The sequence below is a fragment of the Nitrospira sp. M1 genome, assembly GCF_965152605.1.
This window is the reverse complement of the sequence record NZ_OZ224217.1, coordinates 2,179,142-2,201,532: the sequence shown is the minus strand read 5'-3', so window position 1 is coordinate 2,201,532 and position 22,391 is coordinate 2,179,142. Positions and strand designations below refer to the sequence as shown.

At 47.8% G+C, this 22,391-nt stretch carries 17 protein-coding genes; 9 read left to right on the top strand and 8 right to left on the bottom strand.

Annotation, left to right across the window (positions count from 1 at the left end):
* Positions 1 to 31 precede the first annotated feature (31 nt).
* The 9 genes from ACWHX8_RS09985 (at position 32) to ACWHX8_RS09945 (ending at position 11,972) form a co-directional block, all read left to right on the top strand.
* Complete coding sequence (locus ACWHX8_RS09985; protein WP_447971801.1) at positions 32 to 1,312, top strand: competence/damage-inducible protein A; 1,281 nt, start codon at positions 32 to 34, stop codon at positions 1,310 to 1,312.
* An 8-nt stretch (positions 1,313 to 1,320) separates the two neighbouring features.
* Positions 1,321 to 1,899, top strand: a complete 579-nt coding sequence (gene thpR, locus ACWHX8_RS09980) for an RNA 2',3'-cyclic phosphodiesterase (protein WP_447971800.1) — start codon at positions 1,321 to 1,323, stop codon at positions 1,897 to 1,899.
* 62 nt (positions 1,900 to 1,961) lie between these two features.
* Positions 1,962 to 3,032, top strand: a complete 1,071-nt coding sequence (locus ACWHX8_RS09975) for an MBL fold metallo-hydrolase (RefSeq protein ID WP_447971799.1) — start codon at positions 1,962 to 1,964, stop codon at positions 3,030 to 3,032.
* 360 nt (positions 3,033 to 3,392) lie between these two features.
* Positions 3,393 to 4,478 (top strand): recombinase RecA, encoded by a 1,086-nt coding sequence (gene recA, locus ACWHX8_RS09970; RefSeq protein ID WP_447971798.1) that lies wholly within the window; start codon positions 3,393 to 3,395, stop codon positions 4,476 to 4,478.
* Between the two features lie 67 nt (positions 4,479 to 4,545).
* Positions 4,546 to 7,194 carry an alanine--tRNA ligase gene (gene alaS / locus ACWHX8_RS09965; protein WP_447971797.1) on the top strand — a complete coding sequence of 883 codons (2,649 nt, stop codon included), beginning with the start codon at positions 4,546 to 4,548 and terminating at the stop codon, positions 7,192 to 7,194.
* 217 nt (positions 7,195 to 7,411) lie between these two features.
* Entirely contained in the window at positions 7,412 to 8,407 is a 996-nt protein-coding gene (gene mltG / locus ACWHX8_RS09960; RefSeq protein ID WP_447971796.1) for an endolytic transglycosylase MltG, read from the top strand.
* A gap of 18 nt (positions 8,408 to 8,425) precedes the next feature.
* Positions 8,426 to 8,887, top strand: coding sequence for a RidA family protein (locus ACWHX8_RS09955; RefSeq protein ID WP_447971795.1), 462 nt, complete (start codon positions 8,426 to 8,428; stop codon positions 8,885 to 8,887).
* Positions 8,888 to 9,309: 422 nt separating this feature from the next.
* The gene (locus tag ACWHX8_RS09950) at positions 9,310 to 10,962 is read left to right on the top strand and encodes an IPT/TIG domain-containing protein (RefSeq protein ID WP_447971794.1); all 1,653 of its coding nucleotides are present in this window, start codon (positions 9,310 to 9,312) and stop codon (positions 10,960 to 10,962) included.
* Positions 10,963 to 10,991: 29 nt separating this feature from the next.
* On the top strand, positions 10,992 to 11,972 hold the full coding sequence (locus ACWHX8_RS09945; protein ID WP_447971793.1) for a WD40/YVTN/BNR-like repeat-containing protein: 981 nt from the start codon (positions 10,992 to 10,994) through the stop codon (positions 11,970 to 11,972).
* Here the strand turns inward: ACWHX8_RS09945 and ACWHX8_RS09940 are convergent.
* The 8 genes from ACWHX8_RS09940 to ACWHX8_RS09905 all read right to left on the bottom strand — a co-directional run bounded on the left by ACWHX8_RS09940 (position 11,944) and on the right by ACWHX8_RS09905 (position 22,066).
* Entirely contained in the window at positions 11,944 to 12,732 is a 789-nt protein-coding gene (locus ACWHX8_RS09940) for an RsmE family RNA methyltransferase (protein ID WP_447971792.1), read from the bottom strand. The two genes, ACWHX8_RS09945 and ACWHX8_RS09940, sit on opposite strands and share 29 nt — an antisense overlap.
* A 41-nt stretch (positions 12,733 to 12,773) precedes the next feature.
* On the bottom strand, positions 12,774 to 13,901 hold the full coding sequence (gene dnaJ, locus ACWHX8_RS09935) for a molecular chaperone DnaJ (protein ID WP_447971791.1): 1,128 nt from the start codon (positions 13,899 to 13,901) through the stop codon (positions 12,774 to 12,776).
* Between the two features lie 88 nt (positions 13,902 to 13,989).
* Positions 13,990 to 15,927, bottom strand: coding sequence for a molecular chaperone DnaK (gene dnaK / locus ACWHX8_RS09930; protein ID WP_447971790.1), 1,938 nt, complete (start codon positions 15,925 to 15,927; stop codon positions 13,990 to 13,992).
* Between the two features lie 4 nt (positions 15,928 to 15,931).
* Entirely contained in the window at positions 15,932 to 16,567 is a 636-nt protein-coding gene (grpE, locus tag ACWHX8_RS09925) for a nucleotide exchange factor GrpE (RefSeq protein WP_447971789.1), read from the bottom strand.
* A gap of 143 nt (positions 16,568 to 16,710) precedes the next feature.
* A complete protein-coding gene (locus ACWHX8_RS09920) occupies positions 16,711 to 17,484 on the bottom strand; it encodes a type III pantothenate kinase (RefSeq protein WP_447971788.1) in 774 nt (257 codons plus the stop codon).
* Positions 17,485 to 17,512: 28 nt separating this feature from the next.
* Positions 17,513 to 18,325, bottom strand: coding sequence for a biotin--[acetyl-CoA-carboxylase] ligase (locus ACWHX8_RS09915; RefSeq protein WP_447971787.1), 813 nt, complete (start codon positions 18,323 to 18,325; stop codon positions 17,513 to 17,515).
* 46 nt (positions 18,326 to 18,371) lie between these two features.
* Complete coding sequence (gene nadC / locus ACWHX8_RS09910) at positions 18,372 to 19,262, bottom strand: carboxylating nicotinate-nucleotide diphosphorylase (protein WP_447971786.1); 891 nt, start codon at positions 19,260 to 19,262, stop codon at positions 18,372 to 18,374.
* Between the two features lie 14 nt (positions 19,263 to 19,276).
* The gene (locus ACWHX8_RS09905; protein WP_447971785.1) at positions 19,277 to 22,066 is read right to left on the bottom strand and encodes a valine--tRNA ligase; all 2,790 of its coding nucleotides are present in this window, start codon (positions 22,064 to 22,066) and stop codon (positions 19,277 to 19,279) included.
* Between the last annotated feature and the right edge of the window lie 325 nt (positions 22,067 to 22,391).

Genomic DNA, 22,391 nt, shown 5'->3' with positions numbered 1-22,391 from the left:
TCTCGGCCCAAATCCATAAGAAAGGAACATCGTGCCTCGTAAAACCCTGAATGCCGAAATTATAGCGATAGGGTCGGAATTTCTTCATGGTCGCCGCCTAGAGTCAAATTCCATTTTCCTTGCTGAAGGCCTGGCCAAATGCGGCATTGAAGTAGAGTGGAAGAGCTTGGTGGGCGATAATGAAACACACATCGCCCGTGCGCTGACAACCGCAGCTCGTCGTGCCTCTGTTGTTGTTGTCACAGGCGGGCTTGGGTCAACCGTCGATGATTGTACACGGGAAGCCGTGGCTACGGTGACCGGGCGAACATTGCGACGACGCTCGAAAGCCTTTGCTGCCTTGAAAGCACGCTATGCCTCTCGAGGGAGGCCATTGACGAAAGCTGTGGCTCGTCAAGCATGTCTTCCGGTTGGAGCGGACATGCTTGAAAATCCGGTTGGTTCAGCCCCCGGTTTTCTTCTTGAATGGAAGCGATCTTTGATCCTGGCCCTTCCAGGCGTTTCAAAAGAGGCTCAGGCCATCTTCGAAACTCAAGCGGTTCCGCGCTTGGCAGCACGGGTTACTCAATCATCAATATTACAGCAGAAACTGTTATCGACCGTTGGACTCACGGAGTTACAGATTGATGCGTGTCTGCAACCCATCATTCGTCAGTCCCAAACCATTCAGCTAAGCCTGTTAGCCTCGGCTTTGGGCGTTAGCGTGATTCTACGAACCTGGTCTTCGCAAGGACCAGGAGGTTCGGGAAAGCAAGGCTTCTCTGAGTTCGAGAGTCTCGTGTCAGCTGTTCGCCAGTCTCTCGGTGACAGTGTCTATGCAGAAGACGAACAGGCCATGGAAGAGGTGGTTGGACAGCAGCTCACATCCGCCTCTTTAACCTTAGCGGTTGCCGAATCATGCACTGGAGGACTGATTGGCCATCGTCTCACGCAGGTTTCTGGAAGCTCTACGTATCTCGATCGATCCTGTGTGTGTTACAGCAACCAAGCCAAGCACGATCTATTAGGCGTTCCCACGAAACAGTTGCGACGGTATGGAGCGGTGAGTACGCCAGTCGCCAAAGCCATGGCCATGGGTGTACGTACGCGAAGTCAAACGGATCTAGGCTTAAGCGTGACAGGAATCGCTGGGCCTGGAGGCGGGACGGTGAACAAACCTGTGGGACTTGTGTGTATTGGTATTGATGGACCGTATGGGACCGCGACCAAGCAGTTTCAATTTTACGGTGATAGGCAGGATGTGAAAATGCGAGCCTCTCAAGCCGCGTTAAATATCCTTCGCTTATATCTTTTGCGTACCTTCAACTCTTAGATTCTTCTATGTCGATACGCACATTTCTTGCCATTGATGTCAATTCCAGAGTTCGCGAGGCTCTTCAGCACTTTCAAGATCAAACCGACTCGCTACTTTCCGTCAAATGGGTATCGCCTGAGTCCATGCATCTGACCGTGAAGTTTCTTGGTGATATCGAATCTGAACAGGTTTCGGTGTTGCAGGACCTGCTTCAAGAAGTCACCAAAGAGACGGCGACGTTTTCGCTAAGGCTCAAGGGGATAGGGGGATTTCCCTCGCTGTACAAACCGAGAATCTTATGGGCCGGCGTATCTGGTGAGATGGCTCGTTTGAATACATTGGTATCATATGTTGAATCGGCACTCAGTTCCATTGGGTATGCACAGGAGGCGAGGCCCTACCATCCACACCTCACGCTTTCTCGAATCAAATCCGGTTCCCGGGAGATCGGAAAGGTGTTTAACACATCCGATCTACTCAAAAAAGAATGGGTGTTTGGGGATGTCACCGTCGATCGACTCTGTTTATATCACAGTCAGCTTTCGCCCAAGGGGGCTCTCTATTTACGTTTGTGGGAATTACCGTTCCAAAAGTCTCGAGATTAAATATGCGTCGTCAGGTAGTATGTGGGCATCTAAATTCTTGAATAATTAAAGGAGATGTCGAAATGAACATGAAGGTTTTGGTAGTTGCCACGGTCTTGTGGGCAATGACTGGCGTCTCAACATATGCCGAGACCCCTGATAACCATGTGACGGTTCTGACTTCTGGATATGTTCGACCCATTGAAGGGCAAGAGTTTCTTCCCGGCGTACAACCTGATGGTGTGCGAAAGGTCGCGAGCAGCATTTCGGTTGTTCAGGGAAAAGACCTTGTGCTAATCGTCGATCCCGGCATGGCTGCTGCGGGTGTCTGGGATGATAATCTTGCGACCCTTCAGGCACTCGGCATTACTCCAAAGGATGTCACGCATGTATTCATCAGTCACCACCATCCAGACCATACGACGCATCTGGGACTATTTCCCAATGCCACAATTGTTGATTTTTGGGCAACGTATAAAGATGACCTTTGGAAAGATCACCCCGATCCCTATGAATTAGCCCCGGGAGTCAAAGTTGTCCGTACGCCAGGTCATACGGATGAAGACGCAAGCTTGTTGGTAGAGACGATTGAAGGGAGCTATGCGTTCACGCATCTCTGGTGGGGGCCAAAGCTTGCGCCCAAGAAAGATCCGTTAGCGGAAGACCCCGATGCCCTTCAAGAATCCCGGCAACGCATATTGCTGCAGGCGGACTGGATTGTTCCAGGGCATGGAAAGACGTTCCACAATCCTCATCGAAAAGAAGCGGATATTACAAAGAAGCAACGCGAGACATTGCTTGCCGCCGTTAAAAAAGCGAGCGCCGCATGGGTTGAAGCCTTTAACAAAGGTGATGCCGCAGGGTGTGCACATGTCTATGAAGCCAATGCCATCATGTCCGCCAAACCCTTTGGGACATTTACTGGTCGGAAAAATATTCAGGCATTTTGGAAAAAATTGATTGCGGAGGGATATGCAAAGGTCCGGTACGATGAACCGACGATTGAGGTCATCAATGCGAACACGGCGGTGGTTTCAGCGAATTGGGAAATGAACAAAGCGCATGGGGTGATTACAAAAGAACTGTGGGTTTTACAAAAAAACGGTCAGGCCAAGCTCAAGGTCGATGCATTTAAAGTGCTGGGCAATAAGTGAACTCTGATTATCCGGTCACGGAAACGTCCTGAGGGTATGCGATTCGCCCTGTATCAGGAACCCGTGCATGGGTATTTTCTTCAAACATCTCTTTGCAGGTTCAATATTTCCAGTCCATCTCAATGGCGCTTTCCGGTTTCCCCCCGGTCTACTGGCCCGTAGGTTTGGTGGTTCAGCGAGAGACTGTGGCTTATGCAAGAGATCCTGTCGCGTAATTGTGACCGGCAAGCGTCTAATCTGAAGTATTTATGCGTATTTGTGGAATCCCACCCATTTACCTCTTCTCCAAGGTTCGGTATGATAAAGTCCTCCACGTAGATTGAAGACCCAAAAGACGATTCATTTACAAAAGGATCACGAATGAGTAACCAGGCTGCTGAAAAAGATGGAAAAAAACGTGCACTTGATCTTGCCCTGACGCAAATTGAAAAGTCGTTTGGCAAAGGTGCGATCATGAAGCTCGGAGGGGCCGAGGTACAGGCCGATATTCCAGCCATTCCAACTGGATCGCTGGGACTGGATTTAGCCCTTGGTGTTGGGGGATTGCCTCGTGGGCGTGTGGTCGAGATATTTGGTCCTGAGTCTTCAGGGAAAACTACGTTGTGCCTGCATGTGATTGCGCAGGCGCAAAGGGCTGGCGGTGCCGCAGCCTTCATCGACGCAGAGCATGCGCTTGATATTGCGTATGCCAAGAAATTAGGGGTTGAAACAGATGATTTACTCGTGGCTCAACCCGACACGGGAGAGCAAGCGTTAGAGATTACCGAAACCTTGGTGCGAAGCGGGGCCTTAGATGTCATCGTCGTCGACTCAGTGGCGGCGTTGGTGCCGCGAGCGGAAATAGAAGGAGAAATGGGCGATTCTCACATGGGTTTACAGGCCCGACTGATGTCTCAGGCGCTTCGTAAGCTGACAGGGGCTATTTCCAAATCGCATGCCACCATCATTTTCATTAACCAAATACGGATGAAAATTGGCGTCATGTTCGGTAATCCAGAAACGACCACAGGTGGAAATGCTTTGAAATTTTATTCGTCAGTCCGTCTCGATATTCGACGCATCGAATCGATTAAAGAAGGTCAGGACGTGATGGGAAATCGTGTTCGCGTCAAAGTCGTCAAAAATAAAACGGCGCCACCATTTAAACAAGCCGAATTCGATATTATGTTTGCTGAAGGGATTTCGAAAGTCGGCGAACTCGTCGACTTGGGTGTAGATCGACGAATTGTGGACAAAGCCGGTGCGTGGTATTCCTATAAGGAAGAACGTTTAGGACAGGGACGAGAGGCGGTGAAAACGTTTTTGAAGTCCAACCCAGATATTGCTGCGGACATTGAAAGACAGATCCGAGAAGCCGCCGGCCTCGTTTCCCCAACTGCGAACTCAGAACAGACAACGTCTGAACCAAAGGTTGTCGGGAAAAAGGCTGTGGGAAGCAAAGGGTAATATCAATCATCGAAGAGGTATGCATCGTTTTGGTTGTCTCTCTTATCCACTGTGCATGTGTTAATTCATGACTCTTTCTGCCAATGATCTTCGTCAGTCGTTTCTCGATTATTTTTCAGCGCAGGGCCATACCTCTGTCCCAAGCGCTCCTCTCATCCCCCAAGCCGACCCCACGCTCCTGTTCACCAACGCTGGCATGAATCAGTTTAAGCGTGTGTTTCTTGGTGAGGAAACACGTGCGTATGCCAGGGCGGCCAGCATTCAAAAATGTATGCGTGCTGGAGGCAAGCATAACGATTTGGAAAATGTTGGATATACGAATCGACACCACACATTTTTTGAAATGCTCGGTAATTTTTCGTTTGGTGATTATTTCAAGGAAGAAGCGATTGTGTTTGGGTGGGAATATCTGACTGACGTTGTTGGCTTGCCGGTTGAGCGTCTCTGGGTCACAGTCTATCGCGAAGATGATGAGGCCTTCGATCTCTGGGAACGGCGCATGGCGGTGCCGTCTTCTCGTATTATTCGGCTTGGCGAAAAAGACAATTTCTGGCAAATGGGAGACACCGGACCGTGTGGCCCATGCTCTGAGATTCATATCGATCAAGGTGAAGCCTTAGGGTGTGGTCAATCGACTTGTGGTGTGGGTTGTGACTGCGATCGATATCTTGAGATATGGAATCTCGTCTTTATGCAATATGACCGTGATGCATCAGGGACTCTTCATCCATTGCCAAAGCCGAGTATCGATACTGGAATGGGGCTTGAGCGATTAGCGGCGGTGAATCAAGGGGTGACTTCGAATTTTGATACTGATCTCTTCCAGCCGCTCTTACAGTCAATTGGCGAACGGACAAAGAAGACGTATGGCCAGGATCCAAGCACAAATCGATCAATGCGGGTGATCGCCGATCATTTGCGAGCCATGACCTTTCTCATTGTCGATGGTATTTTGCCTTCCAATGAAGGGCGAGGCTATGTGTTGCGACGTATTCTCCGACGGGCTTCCCGATATGGTCGTCTTTTGGGTTCTACGGAGCCGTTTTTATATGAACTCACCCAAAGCGTTGTTCAAGAAATGAAGGTGGCATATCCCATGCTTGAACAAAGTGCGTCCATTGTGACTGAAGTTGTTCAGCGTGAAGAAGAACGGTTTATTGGCACATTAGAGCAAGGGACGCCCATCCTCGATCGCCTTGTGAATGAGGCAAAAACGCAAGGGTTGAGCACGCTTGAAGGGGAGACCGTGTTTAAGCTCTACGATACATATGGATTCCCGTTAGATCTTGTAGAGGATGCGGCTCGTGAAGAACATTTAGCATTAGATCATGAAGGGTATCAGCGTGCGCTGAATGCTCAGCGTGAACGTGCGAGAAAAGCGACAACGTTTGTGTCGTCCGAGATGAAACCGTATCTGAAAGAACTTAAAACCCTGGCTTCCCCCACAACGTTTATTGGGTATCAATCGTACGATGGGGAGGGAGTTGTTCAAGCCATGTTGCGCGAGGAACAATTGGTTCAGGATGTGACCCAAGGTGACGAGGTCGAGTTGGTTCTGGAGACGTCTCCGTTTTATCCAGAAGGTGGAGGACAAGTCGGCGATCAGGGCATGCTCATTGGCCCGAATGGTCAAGTCCAGATTCACACAACATCAAAAAATGATCTTGGGTATTTTTTGCATCGAGGGAAGGTTCTTGAAGGAAGTATACATGTTGATGATGCTGTGCGCACACACGTAGATGTCACAACACGAATGGATGCCGCGAGAAATCATACGGCCACGCATCTGCTTCATGCTGCATTACGTGAACTGTTAGGCCCCCATGTCAAGCAGTATGGATCGCTTGTCGCCCCGAATCGCTTACGATTCGATTTTGCTCATTTTAAGCCACTGTCTTCTCGAGATATTGATGACATTGAATCCCTGGTGAATGAGCAAATACGAGCAAACACAGTCGTTCAGACGAATGTAATGGGCATTCAGGATGCGATCGATGAAGGAGCGTTAGCCTTTTTTGGAGATAAGTACGGCACTGAAGTTCGTGTGGTCGGCGTCGGGTCCTTCAGCAAGGAGTTATGTGGTGGAACGCATTGTACGCAGACGGGAGATATCGGCATCTTTCGAATCGTCTCGGAAGGGGGGATATCCGCTGGGGTTCGTCGAATTGAGGCTCTTACCGGTGCTGGCGCGTTACAGTATACGAAACAGGTTGATGAACACGTACGTCAACTTGCGGCATTGATGAAAGCCAGTCCCAACGATTTGATTGCGAAGACGCAAAAAACCCTCGCGACGCTTAAAGACACGGAACGTGAACTCGAACAGCTCAAAATGAAGCTGGTTGCCAAGGAACAGACTGATGCATCTATTGAGTCTCGCGTTATTCATAATATGCAGGTGCAGACGCAACGGGTAGATGGGCTGACCATGCCGGAGTTGCGAGCGCTTTCTGACAGAATTCGTCATACCGTTCCGAGTGGCGTATTGGTCCTTGGCTCGGCCAAGGATGGGAAAGTGTCGTTGTTGGTGATTGTTACGAAAGATTTAACACAGCGCATCAAGGCAGGGGATGTCGCAAAATCGATTGCGACGCATGTCGATGGTTCAGGAGGTGGTCGTCCGGATATGGCGCAAGCCGGTGGAAGTCTGCCGGAAGGCATTGACCCGGCTCTTTTGAAAGTCTTTGAATTTGTTGAAGAACATGGAAAGTCATAGTCATTCGCTCAATTATGGAACACTGAACCATGCTGCGTGTTAACTTATCCGGGATATAACCGAAAGTAACAGTATCCCTCATCATCGTTGCATTCTTCTTGAACTTTCTGTATGTGTCGATGAGCCGGTAATGATCCAAGATCTTCGGAAAGTCTTGAAACACGCACATGATCGCGTCATCAATCGACACATAATGCGAACGTATTGAAGACTTCGTGTGAAAAAACTCTTCTTTATCGCTCTTCTTCTATTCCTTACAGTGCTCACGAGCACTCTTCTACTCAATCGACCCGCTGGAGATTCAGGCACGACACAGATCGTGAATATTCAACGAGGTATGTCGCTGGGAGAAGTGGCTCAATACCTCCACGAGCAAGGCCTTATTGCCAATGCTCAATGGTTTCGCGTTATGGGGAAACTCACAAGGGCTGATCGGAAAATTCAACCAGGAGAATACGAGCTACACGCAGGATTAACGCCAACAGAAATTCTTTCGCGACTGAAGGAAGGCAAAGTGTACTATCATGCTGTCACTATTCCCGAAGGGTATACGGTGCGTCAGATTGCTGAGGTGCTGTCAGACAAGGAGCTGGTTGATGAAGCACGGTTTCTTGCGCTGACACAGAATGCAAAATTTATTACGAGTCTGAATATAGAGGCCAAGAATTTAGAAGGCTACTTATTCCCTGATACCTATTTCGTGGCTCGCTTGACACCTGAAGAAGAGATCATTCGAACATTTGTTCACAGATTCCGGAAAGCATTTTCTCCGGAATTGCAGACGCGGGCCAAAGAAATGGGAATGTCCGTCCAGGAAGTCTTGACGTTGGCATCCGTGATTGAAAAAGAGACGGGTTTGTCGCAGGAACGATCAATGGTTTCCGGAGTTTTTCATAATCGTTTGGCCAAAAATATTCCGCTTCAAAGCGATCCTACTGTGATCTATGCGATTGAAGCCTTTGATGGAAATATCCGAAAGCGTGATTTGTCTATCAAGAGTCCCTATAATACCTATCAGGTGCGAGGCCTTCCTCCTGGTCCCATTGCGAATCCAGGTGAGGCGTCCATTCAGGCAGCGTTGTATCCAACTCCATCAGACTATGTGTACTTTGTCTCCAAAAATGATGGAAGTCATAAATTTTCTGTGACGTTGGCTGAACACAATCGCGCTGTCCAAAAGTATCAAAAAAAACTGCGTAAACAAGCTTCCTGAACATAGGTTCCGCTACCCATGAGCATTGAAAAAAACCTCCAAGAACTTGGAATCGTTCTTCCATCGGCTCCTAAGCCTCTGGCTGCCTATGTTCCAGCGTGTTTAGCTGGCGACTTACTTTTTGTCAGTGGGGTTCTTCCCTTTCAGAATGGGAAGTTGACCATGACGGGCAAGCTTGGTCACGAGTTGAATGTCGCGCAAGGCTATGAGGCTGCGCAAACAGCGGTACTCAATGCGTTGGCAATCATGCAACAAGAACTCGGGACCTTGGAGCGAGTCAAGCAGATTGTGCGAATGACCGGACATGTGGCTTCGGCGACAGGATTTTCTGAGCAACCAGCTGTGATCAATGGCGCCTCAGACTTTTTGGTGAAAGTGTTCGGAGAGGCAGGACGACATGCTAGGCTCGCCGTCGGAGCGGCTGAACTTCCACTTCATGCTCCCGTCGAACTTGAATTGATTGTTCAAGTGACCGTGTGATACGGACGTTGGAATGCGTAATAATTCCTTGCTCTACACAATCTTTCAGTAGGGCTCTCTCATTTGGTGCCTCATGAATCAACTTTCAACCGCCAGTTCTCCTTTCGCCATGCTGCAGTTTCTTCCGGCTCTCCTGTACGTTGTTTGACTCCCCAAAAGACTGCTTGATATAGTCTTCGCAAGGTACTAGATCGCATAAAAGTGCATGTTATAGCCGTTTCAAATAACTGCTGCTGCTTGAAACGTTGTCCCTCGCTGGGTGAGTTCTGTTTTCCTGTTGGGAACGTATTTGGATTCGCTATACTAGGAACTATTTTGAGTTTTCGGCCATAGAGGCATCTCGTCGTCTTTTTTTTGAGTCCTGCGTATTATTACCCTCTACCGAACTCTAATTTTTTCACATCATAAAAGGTGTATTGGATATGAAGAATGCATTGGCTTTTTTAATAGCGGGCTTCGTTGTATCTGTCGGTGTACCCACCATGAGCTACGCGGAACTTCACCCGGAGTCAGGTCCTTTGGGGACGACAGTCACAATCAGTGGTGGTGAATTTGGAGACTTTCAATCCACACAAAAAAATCGGGTTGAGTTCAATGGCGAATCGGCACTTGTTCAACAATGGGAACCTGACTTTATTATGGTCAAAGTTCCACTGAAGACCACAACTGGGAAAGTAACCGTTATCAATGGAGAAACCAAAGTTGAAGTTGGGTCGTTTGCTGTTCAAACAGTCCAGATTCATAGCCTTGAACCAGAGACAGCCGAGGCTGGATCAACCTTGATTATTCACGGAAAAAACTTCGGCAATACCGCTGGTTCACGCGACCCCAATACGATGTTTGGAGTCAATCAAGTATTGGTGAACGGCATTCGGGCTCAAGTCCAAAAGTGGCGTCCCAATAAAATTGAAGTCGCGATTCCAGCCAATGCGAATACCGGAAATGTGGAGGTTCGTTTAGCCTCATCGGACCCTCTGCCTGACGGATCGTGTTGTGCCCCAGTTGATTATATTCTCAGCAATACCGTTCCTCTGACGGTTATCCCGAAAATTTCGCTTCAACCTACAGAAGGTCCGGTAGGCAGTAAGGTTGTATTGTCTGGGCAAGATTTTGGAGACAGTTTACCGACAGATGCTGCGGTGTTAATCGGTGGCCAGCCTGCTGGTATTGCACAATGGACGAATCGTACGATTGTGATTCATGTTCCGCTTAACGCAAAAAGCGGTCCGGTGACATTAACGAATCGAGGAGATACCCGTGAGGTTGCCCATTTTACCATTCAGCAGAGTGAAGTGTCTGAACTGAGTCCTGCCCGTGGGCCAATCGGTACATTACTGACGATTAAGGGCAAGCATTTTGGAGTACTCGCTGAAGCGGGAGCAACAGCCTACGCCTTTGACTTCGAGACAGGGGGGAATGGCGTTGATGTGGGTGGGGTTCCGGCAGTTATTCATCGTTGGCTTGATACCCAAATTGATGTGTGGGTTCCCTTTAGTGCCAAAAGTGGAGATGTCGTGGTCAAGAGAGGGGCATCCATTCTTCGTCCCGATGGTACATGCTGTCAAGAGCGAGAAGTCGTAACGCTCGTTGCCGGCACATTTTCTGTTGTTGAACCTACTGTCACCTCATACTCTCCCAAGTCTGCAGGGTTAGACGAGGTCGTTACGATCAAAGGATCAGGATTTGGCAGCTTTTTGAAAATTGCCGAGCCGACGAAATTGAGTATCAATCAGAAGGGACATGACTGGGAAATATATCGTTTAGATGCTGATATCTCACGAAGTGAAGTCCTCCTCAATGGTCTTGCCGCGCAAGTTGTGTCTTGGAGTGATAAAGAAATTCAAGTTCGCGTTCCCCGAAGACAAGCATTCGGGGTCACGAATCCCGAGGGCATTAATTTGGACTTGCTGCACGGAGAACTCGTCGTCAAACGCGGTTCGTGGGATATTTTAGAGAACAAGAAATGCTGTACCCCCAAAAAATGGATTTCTGCAGTTGCCGGACCTTTTACGATTTTAAAACGTGGGTTACCGGATCCAAGTGGCTTCAATCCTAATTTTCATTTATCCGATTAAGTCTGATCGAGTTCATGGGAGTGTGTAACTTGAAACGAATATTGACGTTGTGGTGCGTGCTTGTGGCGATCTGTGCTTCTGCTGTCAGTCAGGTGTCCGCGAATTCAAAGCCTGTGACCGCGAGTATTCAAGATAGTGGAACGAAAGTGACGCTTCTTGATACGCACTTTACAGGCAAGGCGAATGGATGGGTTGTTGGGGCAGGTGGAACAATCTTACGAACGCAGGATGGTGGCAAGAGCTGGGCTCCGCTTCCTCGTCGTACAAATGTTTTGCTCACGGTCGTGACGTTTGTCAGTGAGCAGAATGGGTGGGTTCTTGGGCAAAATGGAACCATTCTTCATACAACGAATGGAGGGAAAGTCTGGATCCCGCAAGTGAGTGGGACGAATGCCACGTTGTACGGTAGCCATTTCCTAGACTCACAGACAGGATGGATCGTTGGAGCCAGGGGAACGATTCTGTTTACCACTGATGGCGGAGAGAGTTGGGATGATCAAGGAAGTGACACGACCGCAGATCTATTTGGAATCACGTTTATCGACGAAACGACTGGCTGGGCAGTCGGGGCGTTAGGCGTCATATTAGTGACGAAAGATGCCGGAAAACACTGGACCTTGCAATCTACAGAACAAAGCCCGGCAACGTTTTTTGATATCGAATTTATCAATGCTCGCATTGGATGGGCTATTGGAACGCAAGGGTCAATTTTCCAAACGATCAATGGAGGCGAGACCTGGAATGACCAGACTCGCCCATGTGGAGCTCCGTGCATTAAACCATCTGATCTCGTCAAAATTTACTTTATGGATAAAAAGACAGGGTGGATTATTGGAGAACGTGGCATTCTTCTCTATACAGAAGATGCTGGTTTTACCTGGACAGAATCTGAGCCAGTCAGCCCTGTATCTCTGTATGGTCTTTCTTTTCCTAATCGCGTAAATGGCTGGGCTGTTGGGGATCAAGGCACGATCGTAAAGTTTACTCAGATTGGTTCGGATAGCCAGTAATTGTTTTAAACGTTAAGTGATTTAAGCGTTCTTGCAGCATGACTAACCCGGTTATTGCTGCGGTTTCCGATCGAAGGATACTCTCGCCGAGCGTTACTCTAGTCATGTTTGCAGTTTCTGCCTTTTGGAGTTCGTCCTGACTCCATCCCCCTTCTGGTCCAATTGTTAGGACAATATTTTTCCTTGCGAGTACGTGTGGGTTAATTGGAAGAGCATGTCTCTTACTATCTATCGCTTTTTCTCGTTCTGTGAACAACAAGTTGATATGAGTTTCTGACAGGCCTTGAAGAAATACAGGGAATGTTTGCGGGTTGAGAATGCTTGGATAATCCCAACGCTCAGATTGTTGGGCAGCTTCCAGAGCAATTCGCTGCCATCGTTCCCGGTGCGACTTCATGGAACTACCCCCTGTTCGGCTTTGCACTCGTTCAGTGATGATTGGCGCTATGGTGTTGACACCCAATTCGGTGGCTTTCTGAATAACCCAAGCCATATGCTCACCTTTTAACACAGATTGAGCTAGCGTAATGCTGGGTTGTGCTTGAGGCGGGCCAAGCACGGTTTCTTGAACATCACCAATGAGCGCCTGTTTGGTAATGTCGGTTACTCGTATAGAATATCGCGTACGTCGTTCGTCACATACCGTGACTAGCTGTCCTGGACGAACACGTAGACTCTTCACAATGTGGGTATAGAGGATACCCTCAATGGTAATGCGGTGATTGTGGATTGTCGTGGAGGAAACAAAAAAAACCGGCATAGGAAAGATCCGCCGGATATTGATAGCGGTGATGTCGCGCGTTATTCAAACAAGTTTTTGACTTTATCGAAGAGGCCTTCTCCATCGCCTTGATCGGATAAGACGTTACTCTCTTGGGCAAAAGCCATAAGTAGTTCTCGTTCTCGTGGAGTGAGTTTTGTCGGGATTTGCACTTGGACTCGAATCAGTTGATCGCCTGGTTGACCATTTTTGACGCTGGGAATCCCCAAGCCTTTCAATCGAAGGACCTTATCGGGTTGAGTTCCCTCTGGAATTTTGACCATCGTGCTCCCTTTGAGCGTTGGAACTTCTACTTTTCCTCCAAGGGTGGCCGTGACAAAATGCACAGGAAGCTCGTAAAGGACATCGTTGCCTTTTCGTGTGAAAAACTTATGTGGCTTGACAGATATCGCAACGTATAAATCTCCTGGAGGCCCACCATTTGAACCGTGTTCTCCCTCGTGGGCGAGACGAAGCCGCATGCCTGACTCCATTCCAGCTGGAATCGTCACGGACAATGTTCGCTCTCGATATACCCGTTTCTTTCCACGGCATTCTCGACAGGGGTCCGATATGATTTGTCCTGATCCTTGGCACTCTCCACATGGCCTATTTATGGTGAAAAATCCTTGCTGAAGTCGAATTTGCCCAACGCCTCGACATGTGGTGCAGACTTTAACTGACTTGTCAGAATTCGCTCCAGTTCCATGGCAGGTGTCACATGTTTCCCACCTTGGAATTTTCAGCTTGGCTTCTTTGCCTGTAACGGCTTCTTCAAAAGAAAGTTCAAGATTGTATTGAAGATCGGTGCCAGACTCAGCTCGAGATCGTCCTCTCCCGCCACCAAAAAACCCTTCAAAAATATCTCCGAATACATCATCAAATCCACGGCCAAAATCAAATCCTTCTGCACCACCAAAACCTTGTGGACCTCCTGAATGTCCGAACATGTCATACTTTTTTCGTCGTTCGGCGTCACTCAGAATTTCATAGGCCTCACCGGCTTCTTTGAATTTGTCTTCTGCAGCCTTCTTTTTCGTTGCATCGCTTTGAAGGTCGGGATGATGCTGTCGAGCCAGTTTTCGAAAGGCTTTTTTAATATCGTCGTCTGAAGCATTTCGATCGATGCCGAGTACTTCATAATAATCGCGTTTTCCAGTTTGTGCCATTATGTCAGAAGTATCTCCATGTCAAAATGATTGTATGTGCCAGACTAATCATGTGTGCGTCATAGGTACTCACTCTAGTTATTCTACTTTATTTTGCTTCTTTGTCGACTTCCTCAAATTCCGCGTCAACAATTTTCTCGTCGGAATTTGAAGTCGTATTCTCACCGCCGCTCGTGTCGTCAGACGGGCCTTCTGAGGCTCCCGATGTGGCCGCATCCGCTGACGCTTTCTTGTACATTTCTTCTGCAAGTTTATGTGAAGCCGTCGTGAGGTTTTGCATTGATGATTGAATGGCCTCAGCGTCTCCACTCTCCAATGCAGTCTTTAAGTCTGCAATGGCGGTGGTAATCTTCGTTTTCTCTTCTTCGTCAACTTTGTCACCATGTTCAGATAAATTTTTCTCTGTACTGTAGATGAGTGTGTCGGCTTGATTTTTGAGCTCAACGAGTTCTCGCTTCTTTTTATCTTCTTCGGTATGGGCTTGTGCGTCCTTAACAAGTTGATCGACTTCTTCTTTACTCAAGCCGCTAGATGCTGTGATTTTAATGGACTGTTCTTTTTGGGTGGCCATATCCTTTGCGGAGACGTGGACAATGCCATTTGCATCAATGTCAAACGTCACCTCAATCTGCGGCAGGCCTCTCGGTGCAGAAGGAATACCGACTAAATCAAATTGTCCTAACAACTTATTGTCGTTGGCCATTTCACGTTCGCCTTGAAAAACCCGAATTGTCACAGCGGTTTGGTTGTCAGCGGCCGTGGAGAAAACTTGGCTTTTTTTCGTTGGAATCGTCGTATTTCGATCAATGAGTCTCGTGAAAATTCCACCTAAGGTTTCAATGCCCAATGACAGAGGTGTCACATCAAGAAGGAGGACATCTTTTACGTCACCCTTCAGTACACCACCTTGGATAGCTGCTCCTATTGCAACGACCTCATCAGGGTTGACACCCTTGTGGGGTTCTTTTCCGAAAAACTCTTTTACCCGTTCGATCACTTTGGGCATTCGAGTCATCCCGCCGACGAGAACGATTTCATTGATATCACTGGCAGAAAGGCCGGCATCTGACAAGGCTTTTTTGCATGGGTCGATAGAGCGCGTGATCAGATCATCAACAAGCTGTTCTAACTTGGACCGTGTCAATTTAAGGACAAGATGTTTGGGGCCACTGGCATCGGCCGTAATGAAGGGCAGATTGATTTCCGTTTCTTGTGAAGAGGATAATTCAATTTTGGCCCGCTCTGCGGCTTCCTTCAGTCGTTGGAGGGCCATGCGGTCTTTTTGAAGGTCAATGCCTTGATCTTTCTTGAATTCTTCAACGAGCCAATCAATGATGCGAAGGTCAAAGTCATCACCACCGAGAAAGGTATCGCCATTTGTGGATTTGACTTCAAAAACTCCATCGCCAATTTCAAGAATTGACACATCGAATGTTCCGCCACCTAGGTCGTAGACGGCAATGCGCTCATCTTTTTTCTTGTCGAGCCCGTAGGCGAGAGATGCTGCCGTTGGCTCATTGATGATGCGAAGCACATTGAGGCCGGCAATTTGTCCGGCATCCTTCGTGGCCTGTCGTTGGCTGTCATCAAAGTAGGCCGGAACGGTAATGACCGCATCGGTGACTTTCTCTCCGAGATAGTCTTCCGCCGTTTGTTTCATTTTTTGGAGAATCATGGCAGAGACTTCTGGTGGGCTATGACGTTTCCCACGAATTTCAACGTCGACATCACCATTCGCCGCTTCGACAATTTTATACGGTAGCCGTTTGACGGCATCGGCCACTTCGGCAGCACTAAACTTTCGTCCCATCAGTCGCTTGACGGAAAAAATGGTATTTTCTGGATTCGTAATGGCTTGTCGTTTGGCAATTTGTCCGACTAACCGTTCATCTTTATCGTTGACGGCAACAACCGACGGAGTCGTTCGGCCTCCTTCTGAATTGGCAATGACACTAGGATCTCCACCGCTCATTACTGCGACGCAAGAATTCGTTGTCCCCAAATCTATTCCAATAATCTTACTCATGCTCTTATCCTCCTTCGGTACAGCTCTGTTCGCTATTAGTGTTTGTTTCGTGATCAGATTGTTGTTTGGCGACAGTCACCATCGCCGGTCGAAGAATGCGTTCATGTAAAAAGTAACCCTTTTGATATTCTTCAATGACGGTATTCGGTGGCGCTGTGTCTGACTCGACCTGCGCAACAGCTTGATGTTTAGCAGGGTCAAACGGTTCGCCAAGGCTGGAAATTTGCTGAAGTCCCAGTTTTGTCAATGATTCAAGGAATTGTTTATGGGTCAAGACGACGCCTTCGAGTAACGCCCCAGTGATATTCTGTTCTTGTGCAGATTGGATCGCCCGCTCCAGATTTTCGAGCGTTGGAAGTAAATCTTTAATCAATTTTTCATTGGCAAATTTGATTGCGTCGCTTTGGTCCCTCTGCGACCGTCTTTTGTAATTATCAAACTCTGCGGCCAATCGTAAGTACTTATCGTGATTTGTGTGTGCTTCTTCAGTTTTCGCTTTGAGGTCTTGCTGAAGCGTCTCAAGATCGTTAAGTGTTGGTGTTTCTTGAGCGACGTCTTCCGTCTGTTCAGTAGAAGAGCAGGGGGTCTCCCCTTTGCTCTCGGGAGCATCTTCCTGAATGGGTTGATCGCTAGTGCTCATAAATAGCCTTTTCTCCTCAAATGACATCAGAACAAACTCATGTGAGTCCCAGATAGTCATGGGAAGAGTTAAAGTCAACCCACTGGCTGAAATTTCCTACATTTTTCAGTTTTTTGCGAGGAAGTTGACGAATTTGTGGTGATTCACGATGAGATAGTGGTTCGTCGATACAGGAGTTCCAAGCCTTCAAGTGTGAGATTTGGCCTGACTTCATCAATCGTAGACGAAATTTGAGAAATAATTGACGCTAAACCGCCAGTTGCGATCACATAGGTCGTTTGCTTGATCTCTCCTTGGATTCTTCGTACTAATTCATCCACAAGTCCGGAATATCCAAAGATAAGACCTGATTGCATACTGGTAATCGTATCGGTCCCGATGACCTGAGGTGGTTGGGCTAAATCAATCACGGGGAGCTGGGCAGTTTGAAGGTGAAGCGAATCCGCAGAACTTTTTAGGCCTGGAGCGATTGCACCACCTAGGTATTCACCTGAGTCCGTGACGGTGCAAAAGGTTGTCGCTGTTCCAAAATCTACAATAATAAGCGAACGTTGGTAGCGAGCAAAGGCTGCCGCGGCATTAACCAGTCGATCTGTTCCAATCTCCTGAGGGTGTGCGTAGCGCAAGGTGAGTCCAAGTGGGCTTTTAAAAGATGCCAGGATCGGACTTTGATTGAAAAATGCTTTGACCATTGACTCAAAAACCACCGTAATAGGTGGCACGACACTTGATATGATGCATCCTGTAATATCCGAAGGTTGTAGGCCATGAGCGTTGAGTAGGGAAAGTAAGAGAATCCCGTACTCATCAGTCGTTTTCGTATGATCTGTAGCGAAGCGCCAGGCCGCACCAAGATGCTGCTGTTCGAATATTCCACCAACGATATGACTATTTCCTATGTCAATGGCAAGAAGCATAATTCGCTACATTCCCTTGCTTGCGTAATTAATCTACTTTTCCGACTTTGTGCATACGCCGTGAGGATTTTCGAACATGAAAAACATCGCCAGAACGTATCGGGATAATTGCGTGACGACTCTGATTGTCGGATGGCATAAGGTGGAGTTCGCCATTTTGGCCAATATCGACCGCTCTCCCTTCTAATCTCTTGCCAGAATGAAGGTGGACTTCAATGGCACACTCTAATGTTGTGCACCGTGCAATATACTGAGATCGTATAGCCTCAATCGGTTCTGAATGCAATCTCGTATAGTGCGATTCAACGTTTGCCAGAAAGGTTGAAAGAAACGAAAGTCGATCAAATTCTTGCTGGCTTTCCAGTTTCAAGGATGTTGCGGTGTCTCGTAATTCTTCGGGAAAGTCGTTTGTATCACTATTCATGTTAATGCCAATTCCCACCACAATGGCCCCACCGGCCTTTCCTTGTTGTCGAACTTCACAGAGTATTCCGGCTAATTTTCTATCGTGAATCAAAATGTCATTGGGCCATTTAAGAGAGATTGAACATTTTGCTGTCAGCTCAAGGCTTTCGGCAAGGGCAATGCCGGTGACTAAGGGAATCCAAGAGGCGTGAGCTTTATAAGTGGCATGCGTTAAGACAATGGAAAAATAAAGGTTTTTTCCTGACGGGGAATGCCATGTTCGACCTTGCCGTCCTTTTCCTGCAGTTTGACTTTCAGCAAGAATGACGGTGCCATGAGGGGTGTGACCTTGTGCGGCCTCAAAACCTAATGTATTTGTTGAGGAAACCTCATCGTAGATCAACGTCGGTCGACCAATCGCCTTGGTCGAGAGCATCGATTGAAATATCTCCGAAGAGCGGGACGTGGATTCTGACGGAGCGTTACGCATTGAAAGATGCACGACGGCGACTTGCATAATCAAGAGAGGTGAGAGAAAGGCTCAGATCCATGGATCGGGCAGAGTGGGTTAAGGCTCCTATGGAAATAAAATCGGCTCCAACCTTCGCCATCGTATGAACAGTCTTCAAAGTGATGCCTCCTGATATCTCAGTCAGGGCACGTCCGTCTATCAGCTTAATTGCTTTACGAAGAAGTTGAGGAGACATGTTGTCGAGGAGGATACTATCAGCACCACCCTGAAGAGCAGCTTGAACTTGAGCGAGCGTTTCAGTTTCAACGCAGACTTTCAGGTGAGGGGGCGCATGTTTTTTTGCCAAGCGACAAACTGCCTCAAGGGTTAGTCCGTGTGAGTTCAGTAAGGCCAAATGATTGTCTTTAATGAGAATCCCGTCTTTCAAGGATTGTCGATGATTGTTCCCGCCCCCAAAAGTCACGGCTTGTTTTTGCAAATATCGTAATCCAGGAATGGTTTTGCGAGTATCAAGAAGCTTCGTTGAGGATGCACTCGCTGCAAGGCAAAATTGATGCGTGAGCGTAGCGATCCCCGATAAATGCTGTAGGAAATTTAAGGCTACACGCTCTGCTTTGAGGAGAGCCCTGGCGTTTCCCGATATCGTACAGCAGACGGTTCCTGCATCGATCATGTTTCCATCTTTTTGTAAGTCCACAAACTTTAAGGATCGATCGACTTGCGTAAATACTTGTCGTGCGACCTCTAGTCCCGCAATCACCAAGTCTTCTTTGGCTGTAATGGTCGCCTTGGCTTGTTTGCGAGGCGGGATGAGAATATTGGTGGTGACATCTTCATCAACCGAGTCTTCTTCCAATGCAAGTTTAATCAGCGAACGAATGTGAGTGTTGTGTGCGGACATGGTCACAGCGAAGGTTATCCGAGGATCGATGAGAGCTGGTCTTCACTGCTGGCCAGCAGAGTTAATTCCTCGGTCAGGGCTTTGAGACGAGTTTGCGATTCAAGAATCACATCTGGTTCGGCTTTGTCAGTGAAGTTTTTTGACGCAAGGCGAGCTTGTAAGCGGCTCGCTTCTTTTTGTTTCTCTTGTGCTTGTTTCCGCAAACGATCTAACGCACGTTGTAAGTCAATTTCCTGATCGATCGTGGTTCCAACCGTAATGGAGCCCATGACAAGGCGTAGGACATTGTGAGTAGACCAAGTATCGGCTTCAGTTACGGTTACGGCTCCGCGAGTCAGATGCGTGATGTACGGTTTCAGTGTATTGAGGGTCGCACGTTCCTGTGGGCTTGTTGAGGTTCCCCAGAAGGTCATGGGTTGGACCGGTGAGCAATTGAGTAAGGCCCGGCTTGTGCGTGAGGCATTCACGAATTGTTCAAATATGTGAAAGTCTTGTTCCGTTGTCTGGGAATTCCAGTCTTTTTTTTCTGTCGGAAAAGGTTGCGTCACGATGGATGTTCCTGAGTGAGGAAAGGCTTGCCAGAGTTCTTCACTCAAAAATGGCATGAAGGGATGAAGCAGTCGTTGAATGATTTCAAATGATTCAAAGAGTGTCTGTCGAGTCGATTGAGCTTCTTCAGACTGTGGATCCTGAAAGGCCGGCTTGACTAATTCAATATACCAATCACAATATTCGTGCCAGAGAAATTGATAAAGGGTGGAGGTGGCTTGATCAAATCGGTACTCTTCCAAAAAATTTGTACAGTCACGAATCGTGTGGTTCAGACGGCTAAGAATCCATCGATCGGCGAAGGATCGTTCTGACACGGGGAGTGTCTTTCGTGCGCCATCACCATAGAGTGCGATGAAGCGAGCCGCATTCCATATCTTTGTCACAAAGTTTCGATAGCCCTCAATGCGTCCTTCTGCAAGCTTAATGTCGCGTCCGGGTGAAGCCATAGACGCTAAGGTAAATCTCAAAGCATCGGTTCCATACTCCTGCATCTTCGTTAGGGGATTAATGACATTCCCTTTGGACTTACTCATTTTCTGACCTTCGGCGTCTCGGACGAGGGCATGAATATAGACGTCACGAAAGGGAGCTTCATTGGTAAATTTCAATCCCATCATGATCATGCGTGCGACCCAGAAGAATAAAATATCGAGTCCTGTGACGAGTGTTGAAGTTGGATAAAAGGTTTTTAGGTCGACATGTTCTTTGGGCCATCCAAGAGTAGAAAATGGCCAAAGCGCAGAAGAAAACCAGGTATCCAGGACATCTGGGTCTTGGAGGAGGTCGTCACCTCCACAGCGAGGACAGGTAGTCGGTGTTGTTCTCGAGATGATCGGAATGGCTTCGGGTGCGATAAAGCCCGTCATTGTTGAAGCTTCAAAGCTCTTTGAGTCTTTGTCTTGGCTTGCTTGATCATTCACAGGGAAATGCAGGTGGTCGGCATTGCAGGTCGTGCAGTACCATGCTGGAATCTGATGTCCCCACCAAATTTGGCGCGAAATGCACCAATCTTTCACATTCCGCATCCAACCAAAATAGTTGCCTTTCCAGCCGTCTGGAATGATTCGAATCTTTCCCGACTCAACGGCTTCGATAGCTGGGTCGGCAAGCGGTTGAATTTTCACAAACCATTGAGGAGAAGGGTAGGGCAAGACGATCGTTTTGCACCGGTAGCATTTTCCAATGGCCATGGTGTGATCTTCAACCTTCTCCAGTAACTCGATATTCTCTAAAGCCTCAACGACAAGTTTTCGAGCTTCTTGTTCGCTTTTACCGTGAATACGGTTCCTGAGATCTGAATCAATATCCTCCGGTTCGAATAGTTCCGCATCAATTCGAGCTCTGTGATCAAAGATTGGTTTTGACGGAAGATGTAAACGTTTGCCGGCTTCTTCATCATTAAAGTCACAGGCCGGAGTGATTTTTACGGCCCCTGTGCCAAATTCTCGATCGACAAGGATCGCGTCGCCGACAATTGGAATCCTTCTCGATGTGAGAGGTAAGTCAATGTAGTGCCCAATGAGGTGATTGTAGCGTGGATCTTCAGGATGAACGGCAACGGCTGTGTCGCCTAGCATCGTCTCTGGTCGAGTTGTAGCAATCGTGAGGAAGGAGTCCTCTTTCCCATTTACAGGGTAATGAATGTGATACAGCTTTCCCTTGATGGTTTCATGTTCTACCTCGATATCTGACAGTGCAGTGAGGCATCGTGGGCACCAATTAATTAATCGTTCTCCCCGGTAGATCAGCCCCTCTTGGTACAGCGTGACAAAAACTTCACGTACTGCATGAGATAATCCTTCGTCGAGGGTGAAGCGTTGACGGCTCCAGTCGCATGATGCCCCCAACTGCTTGAGTTGCTCGATAATGGTGTCGCCGGATTGTTGTTTCCAAGCCCAGACTCGTTCAATGAATGCTTGGCGACCAATGTGTTCTCGAGAGCTTCCCTCAGCTATGAGTTGTCGTTCAACCACATTTTGTGTAGCGATACCGGCATGGTCTGTTCCGGGAAGCCAGAGCGTCTTATACCCTTGCATGCGCTTCCAACGGACCAAAATATCTTGGAGTGTGCTATTTAGTGCATGTCCAATATGCAGAGAGCCTGTCACGTTGGGAGGTGGAATGACGATCGTGTAGGCTTGTTCAGGCCCATCAGTTTTTGGCGTAAAAAGGCCCTCATCAATCCAAAATTGGCCCCAGCGTTTTTCAACTTCCTGAGGGTCATACGTTTTATTGAGTTGTGGTGGGGACATGTGCCTTTAACGAATTGTAGTGAAGAAGCCGATCTTATCATGCGCTTAAGGGGGCTTCAAGCAAGGACAGTCCTACTTGTTGGTGCATGTGGTGTTATGATATAGATCATGTCGAGTGTTCCTGTTGTCAAAATGATGTGGAGGAGTTTATGCCTAGAGGCCGACAAAAAGATCGTGATCTTCGAAAGAAACATCGAAAAAATAAAGACCGCTTAAAGGCCTTGGAGCGCGAAGGCAAAACAAAAAAATCCAAATAAAAGAGAGATGCGGTTCTCTCTTGCACAGATTACTTGAGTCTTTGTTCTCAGTTAGTACTACGTTTCCC